The organism is Pseudomonas sp. GD03858 (genome assembly GCF_029840925.1).
GTDB lineage: Bacteria > Pseudomonadota > Gammaproteobacteria > Pseudomonadales > Pseudomonadaceae > Aquipseudomonas.
The window spans coordinates 99,997-123,687 of the sequence record NZ_JAOCDM010000001.1 but is presented as its reverse complement, the minus strand read 5'-3'; the positions used below and the strand labels follow the sequence as shown (position 1 = coordinate 123,687).

The 23,691-nt window shown below is 55.7% G+C and carries 23 protein-coding genes and 1 pseudogene; 16 read left to right on the top strand and 8 right to left on the bottom strand.

What is annotated here, in order from left to right:
* Positions 1–62: 62 nt before the first annotated feature.
* Positions 63–587, top strand: coding sequence for a cupin domain-containing protein (locus N5D48_RS00585; RefSeq protein ID WP_279879909.1), 525 nt, complete (start codon positions 63–65; stop codon positions 585–587).
* A gap of 42 nt (positions 588–629) precedes the next feature.
* Here N5D48_RS00585 and N5D48_RS00580 read toward each other — a convergent pair whose 3' ends face one another.
* The gene (locus N5D48_RS00580) at positions 630–1,010 is read right to left on the bottom strand and encodes a termination factor Rho (RefSeq protein WP_279880140.1); all 381 of its coding nucleotides are present in this window, start codon (positions 1,008–1,010) and stop codon (positions 630–632) included.
* Positions 1,011–1,775: 765 nt separating this feature from the next.
* Between N5D48_RS00580 and N5D48_RS00575 the strand changes: the two genes are divergently transcribed.
* Together N5D48_RS00575 and N5D48_RS00570 are read left to right on the top strand one after the other, a co-directional pair.
* Positions 1,776–2,129: a hypothetical protein gene (locus tag N5D48_RS00575; RefSeq protein ID WP_279879906.1), complete on the top strand. Its 354-nt coding sequence runs from the start codon at positions 1,776–1,778 to the stop codon at positions 2,127–2,129.
* A 660-nt stretch (positions 2,130–2,789) separates the two neighbouring features.
* Complete coding sequence (locus N5D48_RS00570; protein WP_279879903.1) at positions 2,790–3,080, top strand: hypothetical protein; 291 nt, start codon at positions 2,790–2,792, stop codon at positions 3,078–3,080.
* 34 nt (positions 3,081–3,114) lie between these two features.
* Here N5D48_RS00570 and N5D48_RS00565 read toward each other — a convergent pair whose 3' ends face one another.
* The 3 genes and pseudogenes from N5D48_RS00565 to N5D48_RS00555 form a co-directional block, all read right to left on the bottom strand.
* A complete protein-coding gene (locus N5D48_RS00565; RefSeq protein ID WP_060494607.1) occupies positions 3,115–3,342 on the bottom strand; it encodes a hypothetical protein in 228 nt (75 codons plus the stop codon).
* 97 nt (positions 3,343–3,439) lie between these two features.
* Positions 3,440–3,658 (bottom strand): annotated as a pseudogene (locus tag N5D48_RS00560) (effector protein); the annotation flags it as partial.
* A gap of 2,260 nt (positions 3,659–5,918) precedes the next feature.
* A complete protein-coding gene (locus N5D48_RS00555) occupies positions 5,919–6,161 on the bottom strand; it encodes a hypothetical protein (RefSeq protein WP_279879894.1) in 243 nt (80 codons plus the stop codon).
* 538 nt (positions 6,162–6,699) lie between these two features.
* On the opposite strand from N5D48_RS00555, the gene N5D48_RS00550 reads away from it, so the two are divergent.
* The 10 genes from N5D48_RS00550 to N5D48_RS00505 all read left to right on the top strand — a co-directional run bounded on the left by N5D48_RS00550 (position 6,700) and on the right by N5D48_RS00505 (position 16,565).
* Positions 6,700–7,032: a transposase gene (locus N5D48_RS00550; RefSeq protein ID WP_279879891.1), complete on the top strand. Its 333-nt coding sequence runs from the start codon at positions 6,700–6,702 to the stop codon at positions 7,030–7,032.
* Positions 7,029–7,364 (top strand): IS66 family insertion sequence element accessory protein TnpB, encoded by a 336-nt coding sequence (gene tnpB, locus N5D48_RS00545; RefSeq protein ID WP_279879888.1) that lies wholly within the window; start codon positions 7,029–7,031, stop codon positions 7,362–7,364. Before N5D48_RS00550 ends, tnpB begins: the two co-directional genes overlap by 4 nt.
* An 81-nt stretch (positions 7,365–7,445) precedes the next feature.
* Positions 7,446–9,074: an IS66 family transposase gene (locus N5D48_RS00540; protein WP_279879885.1), complete on the top strand. Its 1,629-nt coding sequence runs from the start codon at positions 7,446–7,448 to the stop codon at positions 9,072–9,074.
* A gap of 69 nt (positions 9,075–9,143) precedes the next feature.
* Positions 9,144–9,602, top strand: a complete 459-nt coding sequence (locus N5D48_RS00535; RefSeq protein ID WP_279880138.1) for a GNAT family N-acetyltransferase — start codon at positions 9,144–9,146, stop codon at positions 9,600–9,602.
* A 208-nt stretch (positions 9,603–9,810) separates the two neighbouring features.
* On the top strand, positions 9,811–9,960 hold the full coding sequence (locus N5D48_RS00530) for a hypothetical protein (RefSeq protein ID WP_279879883.1): 150 nt from the start codon (positions 9,811–9,813) through the stop codon (positions 9,958–9,960).
* Between the two features lie 394 nt (positions 9,961–10,354).
* Positions 10,355–12,289: a P-loop NTPase fold protein gene (locus tag N5D48_RS00525; RefSeq protein ID WP_279879881.1), complete on the top strand. Its 1,935-nt coding sequence runs from the start codon at positions 10,355–10,357 to the stop codon at positions 12,287–12,289.
* Complete coding sequence (locus tag N5D48_RS00520; protein WP_279879878.1) at positions 12,289–13,134, top strand: hypothetical protein; 846 nt, start codon at positions 12,289–12,291, stop codon at positions 13,132–13,134. Before N5D48_RS00525 ends, N5D48_RS00520 begins: the two co-directional genes overlap by 1 nt.
* Positions 13,131–14,396 carry a Qat anti-phage system QueC-like protein QatC gene (gene qatC / locus N5D48_RS00515; RefSeq protein ID WP_279879875.1) on the top strand — a complete coding sequence of 422 codons (1,266 nt, stop codon included), beginning with the start codon at positions 13,131–13,133 and terminating at the stop codon, positions 14,394–14,396. The genes N5D48_RS00520 and qatC overlap by 4 nt, the downstream gene beginning before the upstream one ends.
* Positions 14,396–15,136 carry a Qat anti-phage system TatD family nuclease QatD gene (gene qatD / locus N5D48_RS00510; RefSeq protein WP_279879872.1) on the top strand — a complete coding sequence of 247 codons (741 nt, stop codon included), beginning with the start codon at positions 14,396–14,398 and terminating at the stop codon, positions 15,134–15,136. Before qatC ends, qatD begins: the two co-directional genes overlap by 1 nt.
* Positions 15,137–15,194: 58 nt before the next feature.
* Positions 15,195–16,565, top strand: coding sequence for a hypothetical protein (locus tag N5D48_RS00505; RefSeq protein WP_279879869.1), 1,371 nt, complete (start codon positions 15,195–15,197; stop codon positions 16,563–16,565).
* 66 nt (positions 16,566–16,631) lie between these two features.
* Here N5D48_RS00505 and mobH read toward each other — a convergent pair whose 3' ends face one another.
* Positions 16,632–18,350, bottom strand: a complete 1,719-nt coding sequence (gene mobH, locus N5D48_RS00500; RefSeq protein WP_279879866.1) for a MobH family relaxase — start codon at positions 18,348–18,350, stop codon at positions 16,632–16,634.
* 221 nt (positions 18,351–18,571) lie between these two features.
* Here mobH and N5D48_RS00495 point away from each other — a divergent pair, with 221 nt between their 5' ends.
* Both N5D48_RS00495 and N5D48_RS00490 read left to right on the top strand, forming a co-directional pair.
* Positions 18,572–18,766: a hypothetical protein gene (locus N5D48_RS00495; RefSeq protein WP_279879861.1), complete on the top strand. Its 195-nt coding sequence runs from the start codon at positions 18,572–18,574 to the stop codon at positions 18,764–18,766.
* A gap of 127 nt (positions 18,767–18,893) precedes the next feature.
* Complete coding sequence (locus N5D48_RS00490; RefSeq protein ID WP_096426393.1) at positions 18,894–19,259, top strand: histone-like nucleoid-structuring protein, MvaT/MvaU family; 366 nt, start codon at positions 18,894–18,896, stop codon at positions 19,257–19,259.
* A gap of 86 nt (positions 19,260–19,345) precedes the next feature.
* On the opposite strand, the gene N5D48_RS00485 is transcribed toward N5D48_RS00490, so the two are convergent.
* Both N5D48_RS00485 and N5D48_RS00480 read right to left on the bottom strand, forming a co-directional pair.
* Positions 19,346–20,284, bottom strand: a complete 939-nt coding sequence (locus tag N5D48_RS00485; RefSeq protein WP_279879855.1) for a zincin-like metallopeptidase domain-containing protein — start codon at positions 20,282–20,284, stop codon at positions 19,346–19,348.
* Between the two features lie 706 nt (positions 20,285–20,990).
* Complete coding sequence (locus N5D48_RS00480; RefSeq protein ID WP_279879852.1) at positions 20,991–21,356, bottom strand: DUF3085 domain-containing protein; 366 nt, start codon at positions 21,354–21,356, stop codon at positions 20,991–20,993.
* Positions 21,357–21,793: 437 nt separating this feature from the next.
* On the opposite strand from N5D48_RS00480, the gene N5D48_RS00475 reads away from it, so the two are divergent.
* Positions 21,794–22,156: a hypothetical protein gene (locus tag N5D48_RS00475; protein WP_279879849.1), complete on the top strand. Its 363-nt coding sequence runs from the start codon at positions 21,794–21,796 to the stop codon at positions 22,154–22,156.
* Here the strand turns inward: N5D48_RS00475 and N5D48_RS00470 are convergent.
* Positions 22,145–23,686 (bottom strand): conjugal transfer protein TraG N-terminal domain-containing protein, encoded by a 1,542-nt coding sequence (locus N5D48_RS00470; RefSeq protein WP_279879846.1) that lies wholly within the window; start codon positions 23,684–23,686, stop codon positions 22,145–22,147. The two genes, N5D48_RS00475 and N5D48_RS00470, sit on opposite strands and share 12 nt — an antisense overlap.
* Positions 23,687–23,691: the final 5 nt, after the last annotated feature.

Sequence of the window (23,691 nt, the reverse complement as noted above, 5' to 3'; positions counted from 1 at the left end):
CTGGAACCAGGCAACCGCCGAAAGGTTCGAAGGTGGACCGATAACCCCTCAGGGTGCGCATCATGACGCTCATGAATACACAAGATGCCAGCGTGCAGACCTTGTATTTCGAAGACGACGGCGCGACGCCGAACAGCCGTTTTCCCGTGCTGCTCTACCGGTTGAAGCTTGATCCGTCGGGGGATAGTGCCAGCGCATTCGAAGCGATGTTTGCGGCTCACCAATGGACCCCGCTCTGGCGCTCAGGGATTTTCGACTATCACCACTTTCACCCTAACGCTCATGAGGTGCTCGGCATTGCCCGTGGACGGGCCCGATTGACGCTTGGCGGGGAATATGGGCAGAGCGTAAGCGTGGAGCGGGGAGATGTGCTAGTGCTGCCCGCAGGCACGGGCCATCGCTGCATCGAGTGCAGCGATAACTTCCTGGTGGTCGGCGCCTATCCTCATGGGCAGGAAGACTACGACATTCAGCGGCCCGACAGAGCAGCACACCCGCGCAATCTCGCGCGCATCGCTCAGGTGCCGCGTCCTGAACAAGACCCGGTCTGCGGTATTCGGGGCATGTTGCTGATGCAGTGGCGTTGAGTGTGAGGCGAATGAGCCTCACGCTGCGCCGAACTTCTCCGATTACCCCTGTTTTCGCAGGGCTTCAACCAACTGGGCCTTGTTCATGCTCGAGCGCCCCTTGATATCTTTGCTGCGCGCCTCCTTCATAAGGCTTTCTTTGCTTTGCGATTCCAGCGACGCGCGCGAAGTGCGTGAATTCCCGTGGCGAGACTCGGCGGCGCGTTTGGCTGAATCCTTGCGTGCGGTCTTTTTCTCGCGTGACGGAGTCCTGCTCCCCGAGCCTCCTGGCTTTTCACCGCCACCGGATTGCTTGTTCACGGTGGCCCAGGCGCGCGCTTCGGCTTCGTCCTTGCCCACGCCCTTGTCCTCGTACGATTGCTCGATGTGCTCGGCCTTGCGTTTTTGCTTGTCCGTATATTTGTCCTTGTCACCGCGTGGCATGGCAATTACTCCTGAGTGTGTTGCTTGAGCAATGGCAAAACTGAAACGCCGGGCCATGAACGGGAGATCCTCCGCCATTTGGCCATTCCGCCTAGCTGCCCGATCCTGAACCTGATCCACTACCGGTTGAGTCACCACTACCACTCGCCGGACCTGCACCGCTACCATCTCCCCCATTATCGCCGGAGCCCGAGTCAGTATCGGTGCCGTCACCGCCCGTGTTGTCCGTTCCATTGTCATGGGTACCGCCATTACCCGTGCCCATGCCATCGGCTGGTGTTCCAGAGCCTGTCGCATCGCCTTGGCCGTTCATGGCCCCTTTGCTGTGCGGTTGCGTGCAAGGGGCGCGCTGATCGTTCAGGTCTGTGGCGGCCAGGGCAAGTGGCGCCGCGCAACCCAAGCACATTGCGAGCAGTAACGCGCACGGTTTCTCTGCTTTCATGGTGAAACTCCCTCTCTGGTTGTTCACCCTATGTTCGGCCTGCTGTTTACCGAAGGGTGCCCGCAGAGCGACGGAAGGTTCTGATGCAGAAAGGCCGGCTCTCAGGGTCAGGCTGATCGCGATCGAGGGGATTGGGAGGATCAAGAGCGCTTACCTGTCGAAGTGGATGAACCGACGCCCTTTTCTGAGCAAAGGCGCTCAATCGAAAAGGCCCGGCTTCGACGGGGCTGCTGCGCCACTCGTCTAGCTGCAGGCACTCCCCAGCATCGCCCGCTTCTCAAGTTTAGGTGCAGATACCATCTGCCTCTGAACGGAGAAAGGACATGGTCATTGATGAAAATGCTCCCGGTAAGGCATCGCAGCAGGTCATCGGCGATAAACACGGTGATGAAAAAACGCATGGTCCCGGGACCAAAGAGGTTGAGGTCCCATTGCCGCCTAATGATGAGTCACCCATTGAAGAAGAGATGGACGATGTGGATGCAAACAACTCAGTATCCAGTGAACACCCAAACCCTAGCGGTGCGAGTAGTCGGCGGGATGTGCGCCGGGATATTCAACTAAAGGAAGGGGCTCCCATACCTGATGATCCGGGTATCAATCCCGGTCTTGGCGATGACAAGGAAAGCCAGCGTTCCCCTGGAGTTCCGGCGAGCGACCCGGAATCAGGGGCGTAGCACGCCTGGAAATTCCGGGAAGCCAACCTTCCCGCTGATTGCGGGCGTGGGACGCTCGCTATGCTGATGCCGGCCACGATGCCGGCCACGCAAGGTATTTTTTTGTAGGTCAGGTCGAGGACGAGATGCCAAATCAAAACGAGGATCAAGCCGAGCAGCTGGTGGCTGAGGTACTCGCTGCGGCCTGCTTGGTCATGGACGAGGATGCAGGCTCAGCCAAAGAACGCAGTGTCATCCGCCACATACTGCGTTGTGCCTTCGAGGCGCTCCGCTCCCGGCATATCTCGGTGCACAGTCAAGTGGGAGTGCTGGAGTTCCAGCTTTCGAGCGACAGGGTAGCCATCGCAGATGCGGGCACTGGCTGGAGAGTCGTGATGAGGAAGCGCGGACGGCAAGTCGTGCTGGATCGGGCTCGCCTTCAATCTCATTGTGCACTCATGACCATGGGCCGCTGGTGCAGATCAGCGCTGAGAAGCAATCTTCAAAGGGCCTTTAGAATCCTGGGACATCCTGAATTCCGGTGACGCATTTGGAATGTTTCCCACGTCACATCCCGTCACAGTATGTATCCATAATCCGCTCGGTGGGGCTGTCTCTTCTACTCCGCTGCGCTAAGGTTCAGAAATCCCATACATAAGACTAAAGTCGTAGGAGGGCGGCATGCGGATTCGCGGCGACATTTTCTGGAAGTGGGCAGACCCGGCGCTACATCACAGGACGCACGATGAGAGCTTGGATGACGGCACGACGATGGATGTCCAAGTGCGCCTTTCGCGCACAGGTGACACGCAAATGTTCATAGGCGTGTATGCCGGCACCGGTATGGCACTGCACGAAGAAGCCTTCGACACGCGTCCAGGAGAGTCGATGACGCGTGCCTTGGCCTGGGGGGTTAGCCGTGCAAGGTGCCTCGCTACTGAGCATCACCAGCCTAAACAACGGACTGCTTAAAACATCGCTGGAAACCGTGGGTTGCAGTTTCCGTTCAGCGATCCACGGCTTGATGCGTCCAGGCGGCATAAGCCGCTTTGAGAGAGTGAGGCAGATGAGGTAAACCGGGTTTCGATTCGCCCGCCACCTTCAACCATTCGCTCAACCATGCGATGACCAGGGGGCGCGTTACAGGGCTAGGTCCCACCTGGCGCTCCAATTCAGCAGCAATCTGATCCAGAGAGACGAGCTCAGCGTCCAGTCGGGCTATCTGATCAGCCATGGTGTTGTCCTCCTAGTCCGGCTGCTTATGTGGCTAGCCGCAGTCTCTGGTTACTATCTTGAGCGAGCTTGCAAACTGTCAAGCCGTTGGCCGTGCCTCACGAGGCAGAACGGTGCCTTTCGGTGGCCAGGCTTGGCGTCAATGACAAGGCCCCACGCTCCCGAGAGTTAAACATCGACTGAAGATTCTTTTCGATATTTCGGTAGACGTCATCGGTACGAATGCTGTCTTGGCGATGCCCGAATGGTGCTTGCAGGTCGGTGCCGATCCGCTCCATGGCCAGCAGCATGCAACCTACCACCGTAAACATGCGAGGCATCAGTAATGCCTGGAGTAGAAGGGTGGTATTGCAGCCCGGCCGAAGCCGGGCTTTTCAGCTCAACGCCGGTCATCAGAAAGTGGCGTCTGTTCATCCGCTTCGGGAGGCAACCGTTCTTGGTCCTCCCAATCCTCTGGACGATCCATGCCTGGCTTCCTTAGCGGATCGTACTTCTTAGGGTCATCGGGGTTCAGGGTAGGATTCTTCACATCAGAACCAGGCATCGATGGATCTGAGCCTTGCGGTTGATCTTGAAAACTCGAGTCGATAGACATAGGTACCTCTCCGATAGAGTCCAGTTTTTCCGAGCCGTACTCTTTGGAAACTACCTAGTTCATTGAGGTGCGCTCGAGCAGATGAATGGGCAACAAAATGCCTCACTCAAGGGGCGGGCCCAACACACTCGGGGAAGAATGATCGGGTGATTGCGAAAGCTATCAGTGTTGAACGTCAGCTCTGGGCCGGGCTGCTTTCCACGAAAGATATCTTAGGGTCGATAGCAAACCCTTATGGGCGACCTGCTATCTCCAGGTGCTAGCACGGGACCATCGAAAGGTACTTCAAATTGCGGTGGGGGCAGTGCTGCGGCGGGAAGCTAGGTGGAGCACGAAGTTGCCAACGATGTCAGCCTGAGTTCGCGACTGTCTTCCCGCAGTCACAAGCTATGGGGATCCCCGAAAGCGCTGGGCATCTTCGGTTGGGGGCATCCTTTTCAAGCCACCCAAAGCATGCCCTCAAATATGCCCCAAATGTAGCAATTAGCTGGAAGTAAATGGCAATTTGAGGCTGGAAAAACGCAAAAATGATCCGCTAACAAGCATGCGCGAAGCCGCTAAAGACTCTCAGAGTCGCCGAAGAACATTTGGACATGGCTCTGGGGCGGTATTTCTGGTCTCAAGAAGCGGAAATATACCCCCAAAAATACCCACGATACCCTCACGAGGATGCGCGATCGAGAATGGCGATTTCTGACAGCTTTCGGAGTGGTCGTCTGCGGCTTTCAGTGTACGTCAGTTTCGGCTTGCTCGGCGTATGCTTGGATTATTGGTTGCCTAGGGCAGGGCGCCAGGCAGGGTCACAGCGCGTCCGTAAGTCGCTGGCAGTTGTAGTCATCAAAAACCTGAGGCGCTGTTTGCGCAATCTGCAGCTAGCCGCGCTGTAAGCTGCTCTTGGCCACCTAGCATTGGCGCCCTCTGGGGAGTTGCGCTCCCAGCTGGTCGAGCAATACATCGAGTCGATATTTTCAGGGTGGATACCCCTTGATGGGGTGCAAGGGGTCGAGTGTTCGAATCACTCCGTCCCGACCAAAATACTCCAAGAAATCCAGTCACTTAGCGGTGACTGGATTTTTTTATGGGCATCCAAAGTTCTGGGCGTCAGAAAAATACCCCTACTTATGCCCCTACTCGAAAAAAGCGCCTATTCACTCAGGCGACTTTTGTAGTGCTCACTGAGCAGGCGGACGTACGTGTTGGGGGCTTTGGTCATCCAGTCGACCGGACCTTGATCACCGCCGCTGCCAGTTTGGCGGACTACGCTTCCGCCACTAATTTCATTAAAGCCCTGATTTTCAGGGCTTTTTTGTGTCTGAGTACTTTTGGTCCCCCATCTGGTCCCCCATTTTTCGTTCGGATGCCTCTGGTCTTCTGTAGATTGTGGTGGACGTGCAGCGCTCATTGGCTGCTCTCCAAGCGGGTGTACCTATCATTAACGAAAGCGACGTAGTGGCGTCCATGCTGCTGGCTTTGCACCAGATCAGGTCTTCGCCTATGGCAGCTAACAGTCGAAGTGGATGCGTCCACCACAGAGCTGAGCTTACTGCCTTGCTCATACTCGAAAGCGCGTTAGAAAATCCTGCACGTGAAGGAATGCAAGGTACATTTTCACATGTCCATGCATTCAGGAGCCTAAGTCCTGCGGATGGATGAGTTTTCCATAGGGTCGGAACTCACGCGATAGTAACTACTTGGGAGGCTATGAATTGCAGCAAGCAGGTTCGCCCGTTTCGGTCATGCTTTTAGCTCACGACGATGTTTTGCCGCCAGATGCCGATGGCGTTGTATTGACAGAGGTCACCGCTAAACCCCTCACCTTGGACGACTGGTTCAAGTATCAAAAAAATGAGCCTCTATCCGTAGAGATCACTGGGCGTGTCGACGTGGGAAGCAACACTTCTAAGCCTGGTGTACCTCCGGTAGGCACTTGGATCAGCAGAAGTCTGCAGATTGACCCATCGATCAAGAACGAGAGCATTTGTTTAGTTGATGGTGGCTGGCTGCCGTTGATCTATTGCTTGGCTGGCACCAATATTTTCGTAGACAAGAATGTTGTGGCCGAAATTAAGGCGCGGTTCGAAGGGGGTAAGATCAAGCCAGGTGCGGCTTCTGGAAAGGACTTTCTCGATTTGCTGGTTCAGCAACCTTGTAGCAGCTCGCTCAACCCCCTGCCTTACGGGCTTGAAGGCAATATACAGGGCCTCCCGGATGTCGATCTCGTGCATGAGCAGCTTCGGGTTGCTCTAGCTGACCTTGCGGATTCCATCCCTCACGTCAAGGTATGGCCGAAGTCTTACGAGCGAGAGGAAACTCAAGCCACTCTCAATAGCTACCACCCCTACTTTTCTAAGGGTATGGAATTCTTACAAAAGGTCGGACCATCCCTGATGGCGACCACTGGACGATCGAAGCGCCGTGCTGCCTGGCAAAAGCTAATTCAGGCTGCGAGGGACACAGACATTTCACCTCAGCACATTAGCGTCACAATGGCGCTTAGCGCCCTGACAGCTTCGCAGAACTTCAACCCCGCCAAAAAAGTACTGAAGCCGGCAATCGTCTACGGGGCTCAGCAGGCCTACAACGCCATGTGGGATATTTTCCTGCTTTTCTTGCTGAGGCAGTTCCAACTGTACAGTCCTGTACATCGTTCTGCGTTGCTCAGTATCCGTCCGGCCAACACATCTTCCTGCCGCAACCGCGGAAGGCGATGGTGTCCACCTAATTTAAGTGGACACCATTTCTGGCCCATCAAGCGGATTTCCCATGCACCCTCAGCGCCGTACCTACAGCAAATCTTTCAAAGCCCAAGTCATCCAGGAGTGTTCCGAGCCCGGCGCCTCCATCGCCAACATCGCCTTGGGCTACAGCCTCAATGCCAACCTCGTCCACAAATGGATTCGGTTGCACAATCAAAAAGCCGTGGCGCTTCAGCCAGCGTTCATCCCGCTGCACCCTCAGATGCTCGGCGTCGGATCGCATGCCCAGCCCTCCAGTATCTGCCTTGAAATCCAACACCCGCGCACACCCGTCAAGATGACTTGGCCAGTGGACAGCGCCGCCGTCTGCGCGAGTTTTCTTCGAGAACTGTTGCGGTGATTCGTATCGACACCATCTGGCTCGCTACCGAGCCGATGGACATGCGCGCTGGCACCGACACCGCCATGGCCCGCGTGATTTCGGTGTTCGGTGCGGCGCAGCCGCACTGCGCTTACCTGTTTGCCAACCGCCGCGCCACTCGCATGAAAGTCCTGGTACATGACGGGCTCGGTATTTGGCTGGCGGCACGCCGGCTCCATCAAGGTAAGTTCGCCTGGCCAAGTGTTCGGCACGGTTCGCAGATGGAGCTGAGCGCCGAACAACTGCATGCCTTGATACTGGGGCTGCCTTGGCAAAGAGTTGGCCCTGGAAACGCCATTTCCATCCTCTAAGCCAAGTCATGCCCCACCCGGCAGTGCAATTGTCCGATCAGTCTGTCGTCCTGTTTACGCTGATCTGGCAAGATCGGCGGCATGACTTCGATCCCCGACCTCGACCAACTGAACCCCGAACAACTGCGCGCTCTGGCGGCGCAGTTGCTACAACGTGTCTCGGCGCTCGACGAGCAAGTCGAGACGATGGGCAAGACCGTTCAGGTCATGGACAAGAAGATCCATCACGACAAAACGCTGATCGAAAAACTCAGCTACGAGATCGCCCAGCTCAAGCGCTTCAAGTTCGCCAAGCGTAGCGAGCAAATGAGCCCTGAGCAGGCCAGCTTGCTCTATGACCTTATCGATACCGATATCGCCGCCATCGAAGCGGAACTGGAGTCGCTGCGGGTCACTCCGGCACCCGGCCAAGAAAAGCAGAAGCCTAAACGTCGTGCCTTACCGCCCGAGTTTCCCCGCACGCTGATTCATCATGAACCGGACAATACCGATTGCACTTGTGGCTGCGCACTCAAACGTATCGGTGAAGATGTCAGCGAGAAGCTTGATTACACACCGGGCGTATTCGCCGTGGAGCGCCACATCCGTGGCAAATGGGTCTGCAGCAATTGCGAAACGCTGACCCAGGCTCCGGTGCCGGCGCAGGTGATCGACAAGGGCATCCCGACAGCGGGCTTGTTGGCCCACGTCATGATTGCGAAGTTCGCCGACCATCTGCCGCTGTACCGTCAGGAAGCCATGTTTGGCCGCGCCGGCCTGGCTATCCCACGCTCGACGCTCGCTCAATGGGTGGGTGCTTGTGGTGTGCAGTTACAGCCGCTGGTCGATGCGCTGCGTGAGGTAGTGCTTGAGCAACCGGTCGTTCATGTGGATGAAACGCCGGTGCAGATGCTCATGCCGGGCACCAAGAAAACCCATCGCTCTTACGTCTGGGCTTACGCCACCAGCCCGTTTTGCGAAACCTCGGCGGTGGTTTATGACTTCAGCCTCAGCCGTGCCGGCGAGCATGCGCGTAACTTCCTGCAAGACTGGAAGGGCAAGCTGGTCTGCGATGATTTCGGTGGTTACAAGGCCAGCTTTGAACTGGGCGTGACTGAAATCGGCTGCATGGCCCATGCCCGGCGCAAGTTCTTTGAACTGCATGCGACCCACAAAAGCACGCTGGCTGAGCAGGCCTTGCGTTACATGCAGGTGTTGTACGAAATCGAGGGTGAAATCAAGGATCTGGAGCCGGACACGCGCCGCCGAATACGGCAAGAAAAGGCGGTACCGGTGATGGACGCGTTGCACGCTTGGATGGTCGCCCAGCGTGATATCGTGCACACCGGTTCGGCCATCGGCAAAGCGCTGGATTACAGCCTGAAACGCTGGACGGCGCTGTCGCGCTACCTCGATGACGGGGCGGTACCCATTGATAATAATTGGTGCGAGAACCAGATACGACCCTGGGCGCTGGGGCGCAAGAACTGGCTCTTTGCAGGGTCGCTACGCAGCGGTAAACGCGCCGCCGCGATCATGAGTTTGATCCAGTCGGCGCGCATGAATGGGCATGATCCGTATGCTTATCTCAAAGATGTGCTAACGCGGTGGCCGACGCAGCGGGCGAGTCAAGTTGCTGAACTATTGCCTCATAACTGGCAGTCGATTTGTCCAAACCGAGACGCTCATTCACTCGCGAGTACCGGACGCTCCAATACGGAGGGCACCTGATTGCCTGAACAAAAGATAGCTATTCGCAATGCGACGGATCAAGACGCTCTGTGTATCGCGGTACTTGGTATGCAGGTGTTTCTCGACACCTATGCTACAGAGGGGATTCGGGGCTCTATCGCACAAGAAGTCTTGGACTCGTTCTCACCAGATAACATGTCAAAGATAATTGCTAAGCCGGACACTTTTATTATTGTCGCGGAGGTTGACGACCACCTAGTCGGGTTCGCGCAGGTAGCGATGAATACTGGTCATGATCTGATTTCTCATCCGAATCCGTCCGAGTTGCAACGTCTTTATGTACAAGAAAAATTCACAGGAAGAGGAGTTGGATACAGATTGCTCGAAGAGGCTGAGAAATATGCCTACCTTGGCGGCGCATCTCTACTCTGGGCCACCGTCTGGATTGGAAACTGTCGTGCGCTCACGTTCTATCCACGGCAAGGTTATAAACACCTAGGATCGCCCTCGTATACTTTTCAAAACGAGACTCACGAGAACCAGTTATTTGGGAAGATTTTGGGCTAGGAAACACACATCTCCTTTGCCCACTCAGCTCTGCAATCTCTGTTTTTTGTCCGACCACCTTTCGTTCAAAAAACGGCAGGAGCAGCGAAGCGACAGCGTGGAAAGCATGCCCCCCTAAATTCCTACGTCGAACTGTCCCACAAGATGCATTGGCCGTACGCTTACGTTGCTCACGCGCGACAAAAACCTAGCGATGCTTTGGATGGGAATGAAGATTCAAAAAGTGGCCACCGATCTCGGTGAGGGCTTCAAGGCCGTTTTTGACGAGCGGTTGTTGAAGATTGATGCCGCAGAGGTGGCGTATTTGCAGACGCTGCTCGGCTCGAAGAATATTCACTTTGAACAACCTTCGAGCTGATCAGTCCAAATGTCGATGAGCCTCTGCCATGCACTAGATCTGAGCTCGGGGACTACATGAGTTGCCTCGGGCTTATCTTTCCAGGGCGCGCTAAAGGCACGGATGTCGGATTATTGGCGTCAATTAAATTCTCGGCAGTGTGCGTAAAAGTAACTGCTTAGTATGTTTTGCAGTATGGCAAATTGGCACTAGGCGATTTAGTATCTTGGTGTAGCTACCTCCCGCCAGCGGCATACGAAAAGCGAGCACGTAGATATTGAGTCGCTCACGCTGGTCACACTTCATTCAGACGCATGGACGCATCATGGCTCCGCTTAGGCTTTGCTGCACGCAGAGATCATGGCGTTGAGGCGCTCCAAACGTTTTCCAAGTAGAGCGAAACGGACTTCAAAGCATGTGGCATGACAACGAAACAACCGTCGACTACCTCAATTTTGGCGTGGTCGCTGACGCCTGCGCCAGCCTCCTCCGGCAGAGCCATGGCGAGCCGATTTCGATAGGTGTTTCTGGTGGCTGGGGGGCGGGCAAGTCATCCCTTGTGAAGATGATTGCGGCCAGGCTTGAGACTGGCGGTACCCACCAGCCTCCAGCCGCTGGTGTCGTGCCGCCAGCAGAGCATCGGTATGTCGTGATCACGTTCAACCCATGGCTGTATCAAGACTTCGAAAGCGCCCGAAGTGCTCTATTGCAAATCGTGGGCGACCACGTACTCGAACTCGCCCAGGGCAATGCATCGCTACAAAAGAAAGCCCTGGATCTCTTGAAACGCATCAACTTTTTACGCCTTGTTCAAATCGGTGGTGAAGCAGCGATCACGTTGACGACTGGTGTGCCCGTTGGTGTGGTCGGGAGGGCGATCGGAAAGGCGTCGAACCTCTGGGACGCCTTTACTGCCGAGACTGCCGAGGGCGATGCCCCTCAAGCGGCAGATGCCGGTGGCAAAGAAAAAGATGATGAGAAGAGCGAAGAAGGAACGTTAGCCTTGAAGGCTAGCGGCCTTTTGAACCCGGCCAAACCTCTCTCCCTACCGAACGAAATTCACGCCTTCAGGCTTGCCCTTGAAAAACTGCTGGAAGAGCTTGGTATCACACTCGTAGTGTTCGTGGATGACTTGGATCGGTGCCTGCCGGAGACCGCCATTTCAACCCTGGAATCCATCCGACTGCTGCTTTTCCTCAAGCGTACTGCCTTCGTAATCGCTGCGGATAATGACTTCATCCACGGCGCAGTGAAGAAACATTTTGAAGGCACAGGGATCAAGAGTGACATCGCTACTAACTACTTCGACAAGCTGATCCAGGTGCCGCTGCACGTGCCTCGCATCGGAGTGAACGAGGCTAAGGCATACCTGGTTCTGCTCTTGCTTGAGAAGGAGGCTAGGAATAGTGGCTTCCCTCAAGATAAATTCGATCGTGCGAAGGTGGAGATTCCTCAACGGCTTGCGAAGAGCTGGCTCGGGGAGACCATATCATCTGCATTCCTTTACGAACTCGTTGGTTCGGATGGTCGCCTTCAGCAACTTATGGATTTGGCGCAAGGATTGGCGCGGCTTATGTTCCAATCGACCAGCATCAGTGCTAATCCGAGGCTGATGAAACGCTTTTTGAATACAGTGTACTTGCGTGAGTCGTTGGCACAGCCTCAAGGCATCACCTTGGATATCCCGGCCCTAGCCAAATGGCATTTGCTGGAGCGTTATAAGGAGGACTTGGCAAACACGTTGGCATCGATGGTGAACTCTGAGAACGATGGCAAGGTGCAGGAGCTCCTGCAGGCTGAGGAGCTTGCGCGGGACGGAGGTACTCAGTCCAAGCTATTCGCCGACGACCCCTTTATTTCGGAGTGGTTACAGTTGGCACCCCCCCTTGGTGCAGCCGATCTTCGTCCTTTACTCCACCTCAGCAGAGATACAGCGACCCGCGATTTTGGCGACGACAACATGACTCCTGCCGCTCGTGAGCTGAGGGATGCTTTGAAGGCTGCTACTGCCTCAAATGAACATTTAACGAAAGCCATCGCCGCCGTCGACAGTGAACAGGCGGAACTTGCAATGGTAAAAGCCTGGCAGGGTAATGCTCCATCGCGGACATGGAGATCTGCTACCGAAATGGTCATTTTGATCGAGCCTTGTAAGGTTCATCCGGCGCTCGGTAAGCGAGCAGCCGGGCTCTTGAGCCTTGCACCTGTTGAGTCCATCGGACCTGGGCTCATTCCTGCGCTTGCTAGTCAAGCTTGGGCCAAGGACGTCTTAACGTCATGGATAGAAGAAGCAGGTATTCGTGAGATTACAAAGCGGGCCATCGAGTCGGCGTTAAGGAGTGAGGCCTGATGGGTACCTCGACATCGAGCAGTGGTGGTAAAGCAGGTTCTCCATTCGACCCTGAATGGTTAGATCAAGGCGATTCAGCTGGCAATGGAGGTCTTGGAGATGGGGCAGGAGATGGCGCTCCAGATGACGACGGTGGACAACCACAGGATACGCCAGATGATGGCCAGAACCCTGCGCAGGATCATGATCTAGCCCCGGATCGCAGATTCATGCCGGCTCGTTCGAAAATGGGAAAGTACCTTTCTGGCGGTGGCCGTGACGCGTTGCGCGGCGCAGCCAGCAGCATGATCAACAAAGGTATGGGCGGATCTGGGCGTGCCGCCAGTACGATGCGCGGGGTTGCCTATGGCGCAGGACGTCTTGGATCCTTTCTGGAAGCAGTGCGCGCCGGTACTGACCCCCAGGTTCTGGACTGGATTCAGTGGATTCGAGGCCTCAATCTTGCTGCCAATGACCTTGTGCTGGAGGTTATAAAAAAGGTTTTGCCCGAGACGGGGAGCGTTGATGACGAGTCTCTGAGAAACGCCGCTGTTGACGCATTGGGGCAGTTGTACGAGCAAGACCCCGAAGTAGATATTCTCCAGTTGAGTGATCAGCAGATCACCTCCGTCATAGGTTTTACAATCGCCAATGAGGTCTGCAACCGCATGGATCTTCAGTTAGGTCAAACCTACGAGAAGCTCAAGTATTCACCGGTTGAGATCCAAGAATTTCGCAACGACATCAAAGAATGGGTTCATGGAGAGGTGCAGCGAATCATGGAAGGTCTTGTAGGGCGCAGAGTCGATCCGCAAACGCTGGCCCAAGCGGTGCTTCAAACCGCGCTTGAGGTATTCGCTGAATGATCAAGGTAATTTGCACTAGCCTCGACCGCCTTCCAGTTCAACTCAGAGAAGACGAGCGGGCCTTTACCTATTTCAAAAGTGCGAGGCGTGAGGGTGTTGGCACTATCGCGAAGAGCTGGCACTGCTCTCTGAAACGGAAGGGTTTCCGCCCAAGCCCTGAGACCTGGGATTTCGTGCAATTGTGCCTGGCTGTATGCGCGACTGATCTCTGCGCGCTGAGGAGCACAAGCGCTGATGGTTGGACGAGGATGATCGAGCTAAGTGTAGGGCTTTTTGATCCGATGCGTTGGGAACCCTGGAAGACTGAGCTTGAGCAATTGCTGAAGGTTCTGACGGGTGATTACTGGACGTTGACTTTTACCAACGCAGGCCTTCCTCCTCCCCAAGGTCGCTCTGCCGCCAAGGATCAAGATTGTGTCTCTTTGCTGTCGGGCGGCCTCGACAGCCTCATTGGGGGTTTGGATCTTGTTGCACAAGGGCGACGCCCACTTTTCGTTTCCCAACTCGCTCATGAGGACTCCCAGCGTCAGCGTGATTACGCACAGCTTCTGGGCGGCGCCGGCGCTCACTATCAGTGGAGCCACGGCATCAGTTTCAAAGGCCCGCGCGAGCCTTCGACCCGGGGGCGGTCGTTGGCATTCTATGCTTTCGCAGTTCTGGCTGCTTCTCAGTTGGGTGTTGCGCGCCCTACAGTGTTCATCCCGGAGAACGGCTTTATCTGTGTTAATCCACCATTGGTGCCGGGCCGAGTGTCAAGCCTCAGTACCCGGACGACGCATCCGCTCTTCATCAGCCAGCTGCAGCGTGTCTTGGACGGTGTCGGGGTTCCGGTGCAACTGGAATTGCCTTATCGATACAAGACCAAAGGGCAGATGATGAACGAATGTTTGGATCAGCCGCGGTTACTTCGACTTGCCTCTGATAGCACCAGTTGCGGTCGATTCCGCACCTATAATCGAACGCACTGTGGAAGGTGTGTCCCCTGCATGATTCGGCGCGCCGCCTTCACTGCTTGGACAGGTGGCGCAGACGATACCGAATACGTTCACCCAAACTTGAAAACCAGTGAGAAGTCCAGTGGACCTGACGACCCTATGGCTGTAGCACTGGCAGTGCTCACGGCAAAAGAGAAGGGGATCGATAGGCTGCTGGGAGCATCATTGGCGTTTGCTTCTGTTCCTGAACGACCTCAGTATCGCGCGGTACTTAGCAACGGCATTCAGGAATTGGAGGCCCTTCTGACCGGAGACGGATTGCTTTGATGGACTTCCACTGCCATCTTGATCTTTACCCCAATGCACGCGATGTCTGCGCGCAGGCGGTGAAGAAAAACGAGTTTACTTGGCTGGTTACCACCAGCCCCCGGGCTTTCACGGCTACCGATCGAGTTTTGGGTGGGCATGAGAACGTGTTAATCACACCTGGGTTACATCCAGAGTTAGTGCATGATCGGTATGGCGAACTCGAAAGCCTACTCGAGCAAATCAAGCATGCAGGCGCCGTCGGAGAGGTCGGCTTGGACGGTTCGAAGCGCTTCCAACAAAGCTACGAATTGCAACGCAACGTGTTTAATGCCGTTGTCTCCCAATGTGCAAACTTGGGCGGTCGGGTGTTGAGTATTCATTCGCGCCAGGCTGTTAAGGATGTGCTTTCCATCCTTGATAGTCATCCAGGATACGGAACAGCCGTACTTCATTGGTTTACGGGAGCTGCCTCAGAGCTTAAGGCGGCCTCCGATATGGGGTGCTGGTTCAGCATTGGTCCGGCAGCTTTCAACTCCGCGTCTGGGAAAGCATTAGCCAAGAAGCTACCTCGACATCGTGTAGTGCCTGAAAGTGATGGACCATTTGCTCAGGTGAATGGTGAAACCGTCATGCCTTGGAGTTCAGGTCAAACGGCGGTTTTGCTGGCAGATGCCTGGGCGCTGCCAGTGGAGGAGGTGATACTCAGCCTAGATAGTAACTCTCGTCGGCTCATTGAGTTGATCCGTGCTGCTGGTTAACCCTCCTGATGGCCTCTCAATTTCAGCAAGTGAGGCAATCTTTCGCTGAGATAATTTCATGCCTCATACGTCAGCCAGCCTAACAGCGCTGCGCGAATGCTTCGCGAAGATCATGGGTGATCAGAAGGACAACTTCAGGAGCATAGATATTCCGCCGTTTCTTGCTCGTTTGGGCCTAGAGGATTGTCCAGAGGCAGATTCAAAGCGAAAGCACCTGAGTGGCGGTGTCTGGGCTTCGAGTGATGAGCAAATTGTGCTTGCGTCTCAAGAAGCGCTAAAAATTCTTTCTCTCACAGTTTACGAACGCGACAATCTTCAAGAGCTTTTGTGGAGTGACGGGTCTTGCCCCGTCATACCAGGGCGCTACAGACGTGATCTGGCCCAGAGCCTAGAAGCTCATCAGTTGTTCATTGATGATATAGGCTTCCAAGAGGCCCTTGGGGCTTACTGGCGAATTGACGAAGGAAGTCTGCAGCCCGATTTCAGCTTCGGCCCTACGCTGCGTGACCTCATTGTAAAGCACTTCGTTTGGAGCCAAGACTGGTCTGTGACGAAGCTTTTTGAAGTATTGGGTGCATTCAAGTGTTCTGATTCCCGATTCAGTCACTTTTTAGAGTCGCTAGCTTCATCTCAAGTGAGGCCTGATGAAAGCTCACAGCGCTTGTTCATGGCAGTTGTTGATAGCGCTCTGGTTCCTTGTGGCGTGCATTTCATCGCGACGATGGGTGATGACGGTTATCTGAGTCCCGCGCTGGCCTATATCGGCGCCGAGGGAAAGCCTGCTCCCAAGAACCTGATCTTCGCATCGTCAGTCAAGCCCGACCTCAGGCTCAGCAATGCTCTGGACAACGATGTCGAGGTCATAACCAGTGCGGATAAGGTGCTGATTTACGACCGGCCAATAGGACATGCCGGTTTGCTATGGCGAGAACTGCAGTCATGGTATGAGGAGAAGGAAGGGCTCAGTGCAGGAGAGGGCAAAAAGCCCTTGTATCAGCGTTTGGGCGAGAGTGTTAAGGGCACATCGAAGGTGCAGTCATTGGCGTTCACAAGCTTCTACAAAGCGTTTCCCAAGGAGAACGTTCCAAACCTTCCTGCTCTGCTGCCAGAAGTCTGGTTTCACTGGGATCCTCAGACAGTTGCACAACGTGGCAAAGATGCGCTGCTCCGTTCTCGGATGGATTTTCTTCTGTTGCTGCCCGGCGGTATCAGGATAGTCATCGAAGTCGATGGCCAGCACCATTATGCAACAGATGATGGCCGCGCTAGTCCGAAGCGATACTCGGACATGGTGGCTGCAGACAGACTGCTCAGATTATCAGGCTATGAGGTGTATCGGTTTGGAGGGTACGAGCTTGGTCAACCAGACGCTGAAGAGGTGCTGATTCGCTTCTTCCGAGCACTGTTTGATCGATACGCTCTGTCATGACAGCTGTGAAGCGATGAGTTCGCCTCACTCACTGTTCGCAAATGAAAGACTGGATAGTTCAGTGGCTTAAGTGATCAAAGTCAAGAATGGATTACTGGCGTGAATCTCACTCGAAATTGACTTAGCATCGCGTAGCAAGTAGCCATTCAATGAGCCGGATTTTCGGGGGCCTCTAACTGTGCAGGTCCAAATATTCCGACCATTGGTTTTTTTTACATGAACATCCAGCTTCTCAAATTGATGCTGGAGAAGTCGCCAGGCTTCGCTCTTTGGAGCTGCTTCGGCCAACTCTGGGTGTTCTGCAATGTACAGCTGGAAAATCCCCGGCGTGACCAAGAAAAAAGTGCCGTCCACGATGTGGACCTTGGCCTTGCTGTCGTTGATCACTAGGCGATGACTGTGAACTCCCTCGCGCAGCCATTCGAGAAAGGCCAGCCCCACGGCATCCTCAGGTGGAGCAGTGGCGGATTGCATCTTTTCAGAGGCTGATCCACTCTCACGTTCGCCCGGCACTTGCAACATGTCCATGAGGTCGTCTAGGTAGTCGAATTCCTGATCTCGCAGCACGGCTCCGGGTTGCTTGGTTTCTGGTGCTATTGGCGGCTGATCTTGAGATGGCTCGCTTGTTTCACAGGTCGGTAGGGTACCGTCTATCATCGGCTCAAGCTTGCCACTAAAGCAGTCTGGCCTCGGCTCGTCGGCCCAAATAAGACTTGGCTGCAAGCGGAGAAAGGTAAAGCGATGTTGCCAGTCATCGTCTGTAATGGTGGCGCTCCATACCGCTTTGCCTTCCGGTGTCGTATCCACCAATCCATGTGACTGCAGTTCATCGAACAAGGCGATGTTGGACGAGGGGATGCCGTCCACCGCCTGAGCCAGCAGATAAGCACGCAGTTTGTCGGTCGCGGCTTTACTGACCAACCACAGATGGTCGTCGGTGAGCCAGCCAGCCGCACCGGGCTGGTTGAGCTTGAACTCATTTTTGACCAGGTGGCGCAGGCCCGTGAGCAGGTGATGCTGCAGCGAGTGTTTGGGTGCCAGCAGGGCTTTGGTGGGGTTGGCACCGATGTTCTGCGCGGTGGATACCCGGTCAGCTTGTAATACCAGTTCCCCGAGGGTACCGGCATGCTCGTAGTGGTTGGCGAGCAGGAACAACAGATGGCTCCACAAGACCGGATAGTTGCTGAGCCAGTCGAGCTGGAGAGGCGTCAAAATCCGTGTGTACAGCAGCCCCGTGGCGGCGCTGTGCAGCTTGTAGTCGCGGCCGGCCAGGTAGCGAAAACGATAGGGCTGGGCCAGAGGACCGTGCCACGGGTGCCACACCTCACCATTCTGATACTCCACCTGCAGGTCGACGGCAATCTTGCCAATGTCATGGAGCAGGGCGCCGTAGGCAATCGCCGCGCTCCAGGCGTCGGCCTGCGCGGCCTGGTCTTCTGGCGCGGCGCCGCTGGGTAGCAGGTACGATTGGCGCAACTTCAGGCTGCAGGCCATTAGCTCTAGTCCATGGTCCAACATGCCGCCCGGGTAGGCATGGTGGTGACTTTCGCTGGCAGGGAGTTGCTGTACATAGGCGGCGTAGCGGCGGATCGGGTCAAGGTAGAGCTGATTGAACTGCGGCTCGGAGAGCGCTGTGTATTGCCAGATGCGCTCCAGCAGCTTTTTCCGGTGGTCGGCACAGAGCAGGGATTCAGAGGGTAGCGGGAGGAAAAATCCCTCGGGCGCTAGGGCGGGTGTGGACTGCGCGGAATTGCCTTTTTGATGTTTGAACCACCAGCGCTTCATCGCATTACCTGCTTTGCATTCAGAAGGTCCTTTTGCCTTTTCGGATAGAGCTCTTACCCTTGTGCCCCCTTCCATTGCTGCCGTTACCCTTTACCCTCTAGGCCCTTTTCGCGAACGCGTAAATTCGAAGCCTGGCGCATCGGGTTACGTGTGGTGCGGGAACGGCCTGTCCTTTTTTCGGGAGGTAGACTGTTCGGCACTATTTGGGGGAAGGTAGCCTGATGACGTTGAACGATGCCATTTTAATCATGCTACTGGCCGACCGGATTCATGGGACCGATGCTGCCATTCGATCAGCAGCCAAGCGCTGTGCGAAACAGCTGCCACGTAGTCAGCGCGATATGCTTTTCAAAATCGGCAACAGTGCTGCACCTCGTAAACTAGTGGGCCACCTTTGCCAGTTCTTGCCGGACTGATTAGTCACATAGATATGTGCACATTTTGAGGGATGAAAAGTTAGCTGAAGAGCGAATTAACGCTCGGATAGTAGTTGTGCCTCAGGTAATATCACCACACATGCCCCAACCCTAGGAAAGATTTCACATGTCCAAACTTGCCGAATTCAAAGCACTGGAAGCTCAACTGGCTGCTCAACTTCAACAGCTGGACGCGATGAAAAACGATTCCGGCCTGAAGCAGGAAATCGAGTTCGAACAAAAGCTCAAGGCCTTGCTGGATGAGTACGGCATGAACCTGCGCCAGGTCATCACCATTCTCGACCCGTCCAAGGGTGTGAGCGTGGCCACCTCCAGCGCCGCCACCGGCGCTCAGCGCAAGCCGCGTGAAGTCAAACGCTACAAGCACCCGCACAGCGGCGAGATCGTCGAAACCAAGGGCGGCAACCACAAGATCCTCAAGCAGTGGAAGCAGGAGCACGGCTCGGATGTCGTCGAGAGCTGGCTGCAGTAATCGCTCGCTCAATTGCAGCGGCCGATGGTCGGCGTTGCAGGCAAAACAAAGGCCCCGGTTGGGGCCTTTCTGTTGAAGGTGAAAAGTCACGCTGTGAGCCGTTCCGTTGCCTCGGTAGCCTGATCTGGCAGCAGCGCCAACAGGAACTCGGACGCCTCACGGGCCAGCCCACTTGCGCGGAAGATGGCCCGCTTATCTTCCTTGAGTATCTTCAACCAGGACGCCAGATACTCCTCGTGGCGCAGCTCGCCCTGGGTGCCGGTGAGGGCGCAGAGAAATGCTGCACCCATCTCGGCGACCAACTCCTCGAAGGCGTACGCTGGAGAGCCGAATCCATGCCCGCCAGTGATGCCTTCCCGGTTGAGGCGGGCGTGGTGACCCGACCAGTGCGTCAGCTCATGCAGCGCGGTCGCGTAGTAGCTGCCGACGTCCACGAACTGGGCCTTGGTGGGCAATTGAATGAGATCCCGGATCGGTAGATAGAATGCGTCATCCCCATAGCGATGCTCGATACGTGCGCCGCTGGCGGCCAACAGACGCTCGGCAGGTGCATGATCGATGAACGCCAGCGGTTCTTCACCCTCGGCGTGCTGCTGTTCCTCGTTGGGAAGTCCCTCAGTCTGCTCGATGTTGAACAGGCAATGCGTCCGCAGTAGCGCGAATTGCACCATCTTGACGTTGCCTTGCTCATCACGGACGACCTGACCGTCTTTGTCGTGTGCTTCCTTGCTCATGGGGTTGTACAGCACCGCGAGGGTCGATTGTTCGCCCTTGCGCACGTGGCCACCGGCTTTGCGGGCCTGGTTGTAGGTGAGCCAGCGATCCTGGCGGTACCCGCGCAGACGCGCTTCGGCCCACAACAGTGGAATGTTGATGCCGGCGTAGGGGCGCCGGGTGATCGCGTTGATGGGGAAAGGTGCGTCAGCACTGGAGCCTGAAGTGGTCCAGGGTTTGATCCACGGGATGACCCCTTGGCTCAGGGCGCTGACAATCTTGTTGGTGACGTCCAGGTAGATATCGGACATGACGTTCTCCAGTCAAAGAGGGGAACGCTGCCCGGCCGGGAAGGGTTCCCGGTGGGGTAAGTGGACAGGGGTAGTGCGGACTTTCAGTCCGGTGAGATGTCCACACCGATCTCATGTGGCAACCTGATGTGAAGAAAAACAGGGCCGGTCGCTGGCGTGATGTGACTTACCAGTAACTGAGGGGCAGCCGTCGATGAGCGTGAGTCGCTTTGGGAAGCTTGACCGAACAGCAACTCGAGCGACTGGCGTAGACGGCGACGACTTACTGAAGCCAAGGCGATTCCCAAGACGGCTTGCAAGCGCTGCCCTGATTGATCGACTGCGTCAGTAGCCGTACGAACCTCGGCGATGAATCGCCATACGCCTGGGCTCAGGACAATGGCGGGCAAAGAGCGGTTCTTCCTGGACACTGGTGCCTCCCGGGAGCTGATCCGGCGATGGCTTCACGAACAACTTGGGGAAGTCCCATCACCACAACTCAGACTGTGAACTTGGCGTGTCTAGGCATTAAAACGCGCTTGCCTGTGGGGTCAATGCTCAATTTAGGGCACCGAGCAGGTCAAGTTTCCAGCCGCTTCCAGCGAAGGCTTTCTATTCGAAACTTCTAGATGAACGGCGGCTGCCGGCGTAAAGATTGAAGTGAGCGATATCCCAGAGAAGCACAAACTCGTGCTTCCCTGGAACATCGCCTGGGTTACTAGAGCGTTCAGGATTTCCCGGGCAGGGCAACCTCGGCAGCGATGTACAGGTGGGTAGAGGTGGCCTCCAGCACCAGCGATCCTGCTGTTCCGCGAAGACTGGCGAGCACAGGATCATCAATGTCGAAATACTCGGCAAAATCATCGCCGCCGAATTCATCGCGAGCCCGATTCCACCAAGTGTCGAAGTCGTCGACCTCAGGGTTGCATCCAGTGGCGTAGGCCACGCGTTTACGGCCGTTGCCATCTGGTTTGCTTTCGCCTATCTCGGACATTAGGTAAACACCGTGGTCCTTGACCAGTATCACTCTGCAACCATTGATACCGGCCTCGGCCAACACGGCGTGAAGCTCAGTGCCTGTAAAACGCAGCATGATGAGATCCTCCAGAAGGTGCGGAGGAATGCCACCCGACTGGGAGAATTCCCAGCACTGGAATGGATTGAGTAGGGTGCGTTGAGGATGCGGGCTCGCTGAGCCCGAAGGGTTAGAAGGCGTCCATCACCGGGTTAAGGTGATCTTGCGAGCTGCCGAACGCGAATCGCATTTGGGGACAACCATCACAAGCGTGACGTAGCCTCAAAGGTTATGGCTACCTGGGGTGCTGGAAAACCAGCGATTGCACTTACTCAATATCAGGCAAGCTGAGTGTGGTCAACGGTGGGCCAGATGCAGATTTAGGGTTCGTGTCCATATTGGTCCAAGGCGATGTTTTAGTCCGCTGCTGAACGATGAGCGGTGCTATTCGTGGATAGGAAAGGAGTAGACTAAAATCTTGGATCCAACGGGCTATCAGCTTGTGGAGGTGTGAGATGAAGCAGGTCCGTAGTTATTCATTTTCAGGCCGTATAGGGTTTGCCCTTGGCAAAGTCTGGCGAAATTTGATTTCCAAGATAGTTAGCTCTCAAAGCTCGTCTCAACGTCCACGTAGTCATTTTTTGGTGATGGCAGGTGGAAAGTTGCTTTGCTTGTTTGGTCTTGCTGCCGTAGCTCTCACTTTCTCTTTGCTGATCATCACCAACTTTGTAGTTGTCTTGATTCGCAGTTGGTGGGAGAGCGCTGAACCTATGGCAAATCGAGAAAAATCAGTCCCAGATGCGTTGGGTGCTGACCTCTATATTGGCGATTACGATAGCAACGGCCATTACATAGGCGATTTTAAGTCACCTGATTGATTTCTTGCCGGCACTTGTCAGTTGCGCTGTGCCTTTGCTTGCAGCGTCGGTTGCGTTCTTGCCCCCGCTTGCCAACATGCTCTGGATCCCGTTACCGACGGCATAGCCTGCCCAGCTCATGGTGCCGACGAACAAAGCTGGCAAGACAATGAACATTGCGCCCATGACATATTCGATCACCTGCGCGGTGACCGTCCCATCCATGAACCCTGCCGTTGGCAATGTTAAAAGCGCCTGGTCCGTGGCAGAGACCTGGTGGTACAGCGTGTCGAGCATGCTTGAGTCGATCCAGCGGGCCAGCTCCCACCAAAATGTCAGCATATGAAGTGTGAACAGCGCGAAGGTGACTGTCATCAAAGCTTTGAGGTGGTAGGTGCTGATCAGTAGCACCAGCGGCAAGCTGATGATCGTGCCCATGATCAGAAAGGCCTGAACCATGGGCAATGCAGCGCGTAGCGCATTCATCGCCGGGAAATTACTGAAAGAGCCCAGCGCCAGGCCGGTGTTGGTGGCGAGATTGTTGAGCCCCTGCGTCAACGAGCCGCCTCGGGCACTGCTGCCGTAGTCCTGGAACACCTGACCAGGCGCCATGCTCAATGACTGCTGGTGCGGGCTAACCAGTTCACGCAGGGTGGCATCTTCGATTTCGGTGGAGCTCCGCCCGGTCAGCCAGCCGCGCAACTGCGTGAGCAGATTGGGATCGACCTCGGCGACCAGGCGGTCGCGCAAGCCCACTGTGGTATCACTCCACCATTGCTTACAGGTTGGGTAACCCGCACCGTTGTCCAACCGGGGCAGGGAGGTGTCCCGCGTCTCGTCATATGGCCAATCAACCCGGGGCGTGCGCGAGCGATCCGTGTCGTAATAGCCGGGCGTGTTGAGCAAGAAGGTTGAGCCGATCCAGGACGCATCGTAGCTCTGCGATTCGTCCAGCTCGGGACGGTTGGTAAACAACCGCGAGCGCGAAAAGCCGTAGCAGTCGCGGGTGAAGTCGGCGACCTCCTGCAGCAGTACCTGGTCATTGATCCGCGAGCTGTCGATCTCCATGCGCATCGCGCGGATGTCGGGTGCGCAAGGGATGGACGCCGTGGCAGCGGCGGTGACGCCCTTGCTCATGGCATGTACTAGGTACCACCACACCGGCACATTCGCCGATTTCTCGCCGATGGTGTTGAAGGTTGTTCCCCAGGCCGTGTCGGCGGGTTTGGCCATAGACACGCCACAGCGCTGGCTCGCCGCATCGTCGAAGGTCACGGAGGAAAGGTTCATCGGGAAAAACGGTATGCAACCAAACAGGATGACGATATAGCTCATCCACAGGCGGTTCTCGACGCGGGGGATCGACAGCAAGCCTTTGTTGCCTTCGTCGGCCCCCTGTTGGCGGGCGGATAACCACTCCTGCAGGATGATCGCCCCAAACGGCGCGGCGAACAGCCCGGTGTCCGCCAGCGTGTTCCAGATGCCGTTGTTGATGATCCAGGCCAGCAGCGACAGGTAGTATTCGAGGTAGCTGTTGGTGCTCATGTTCATGGCTG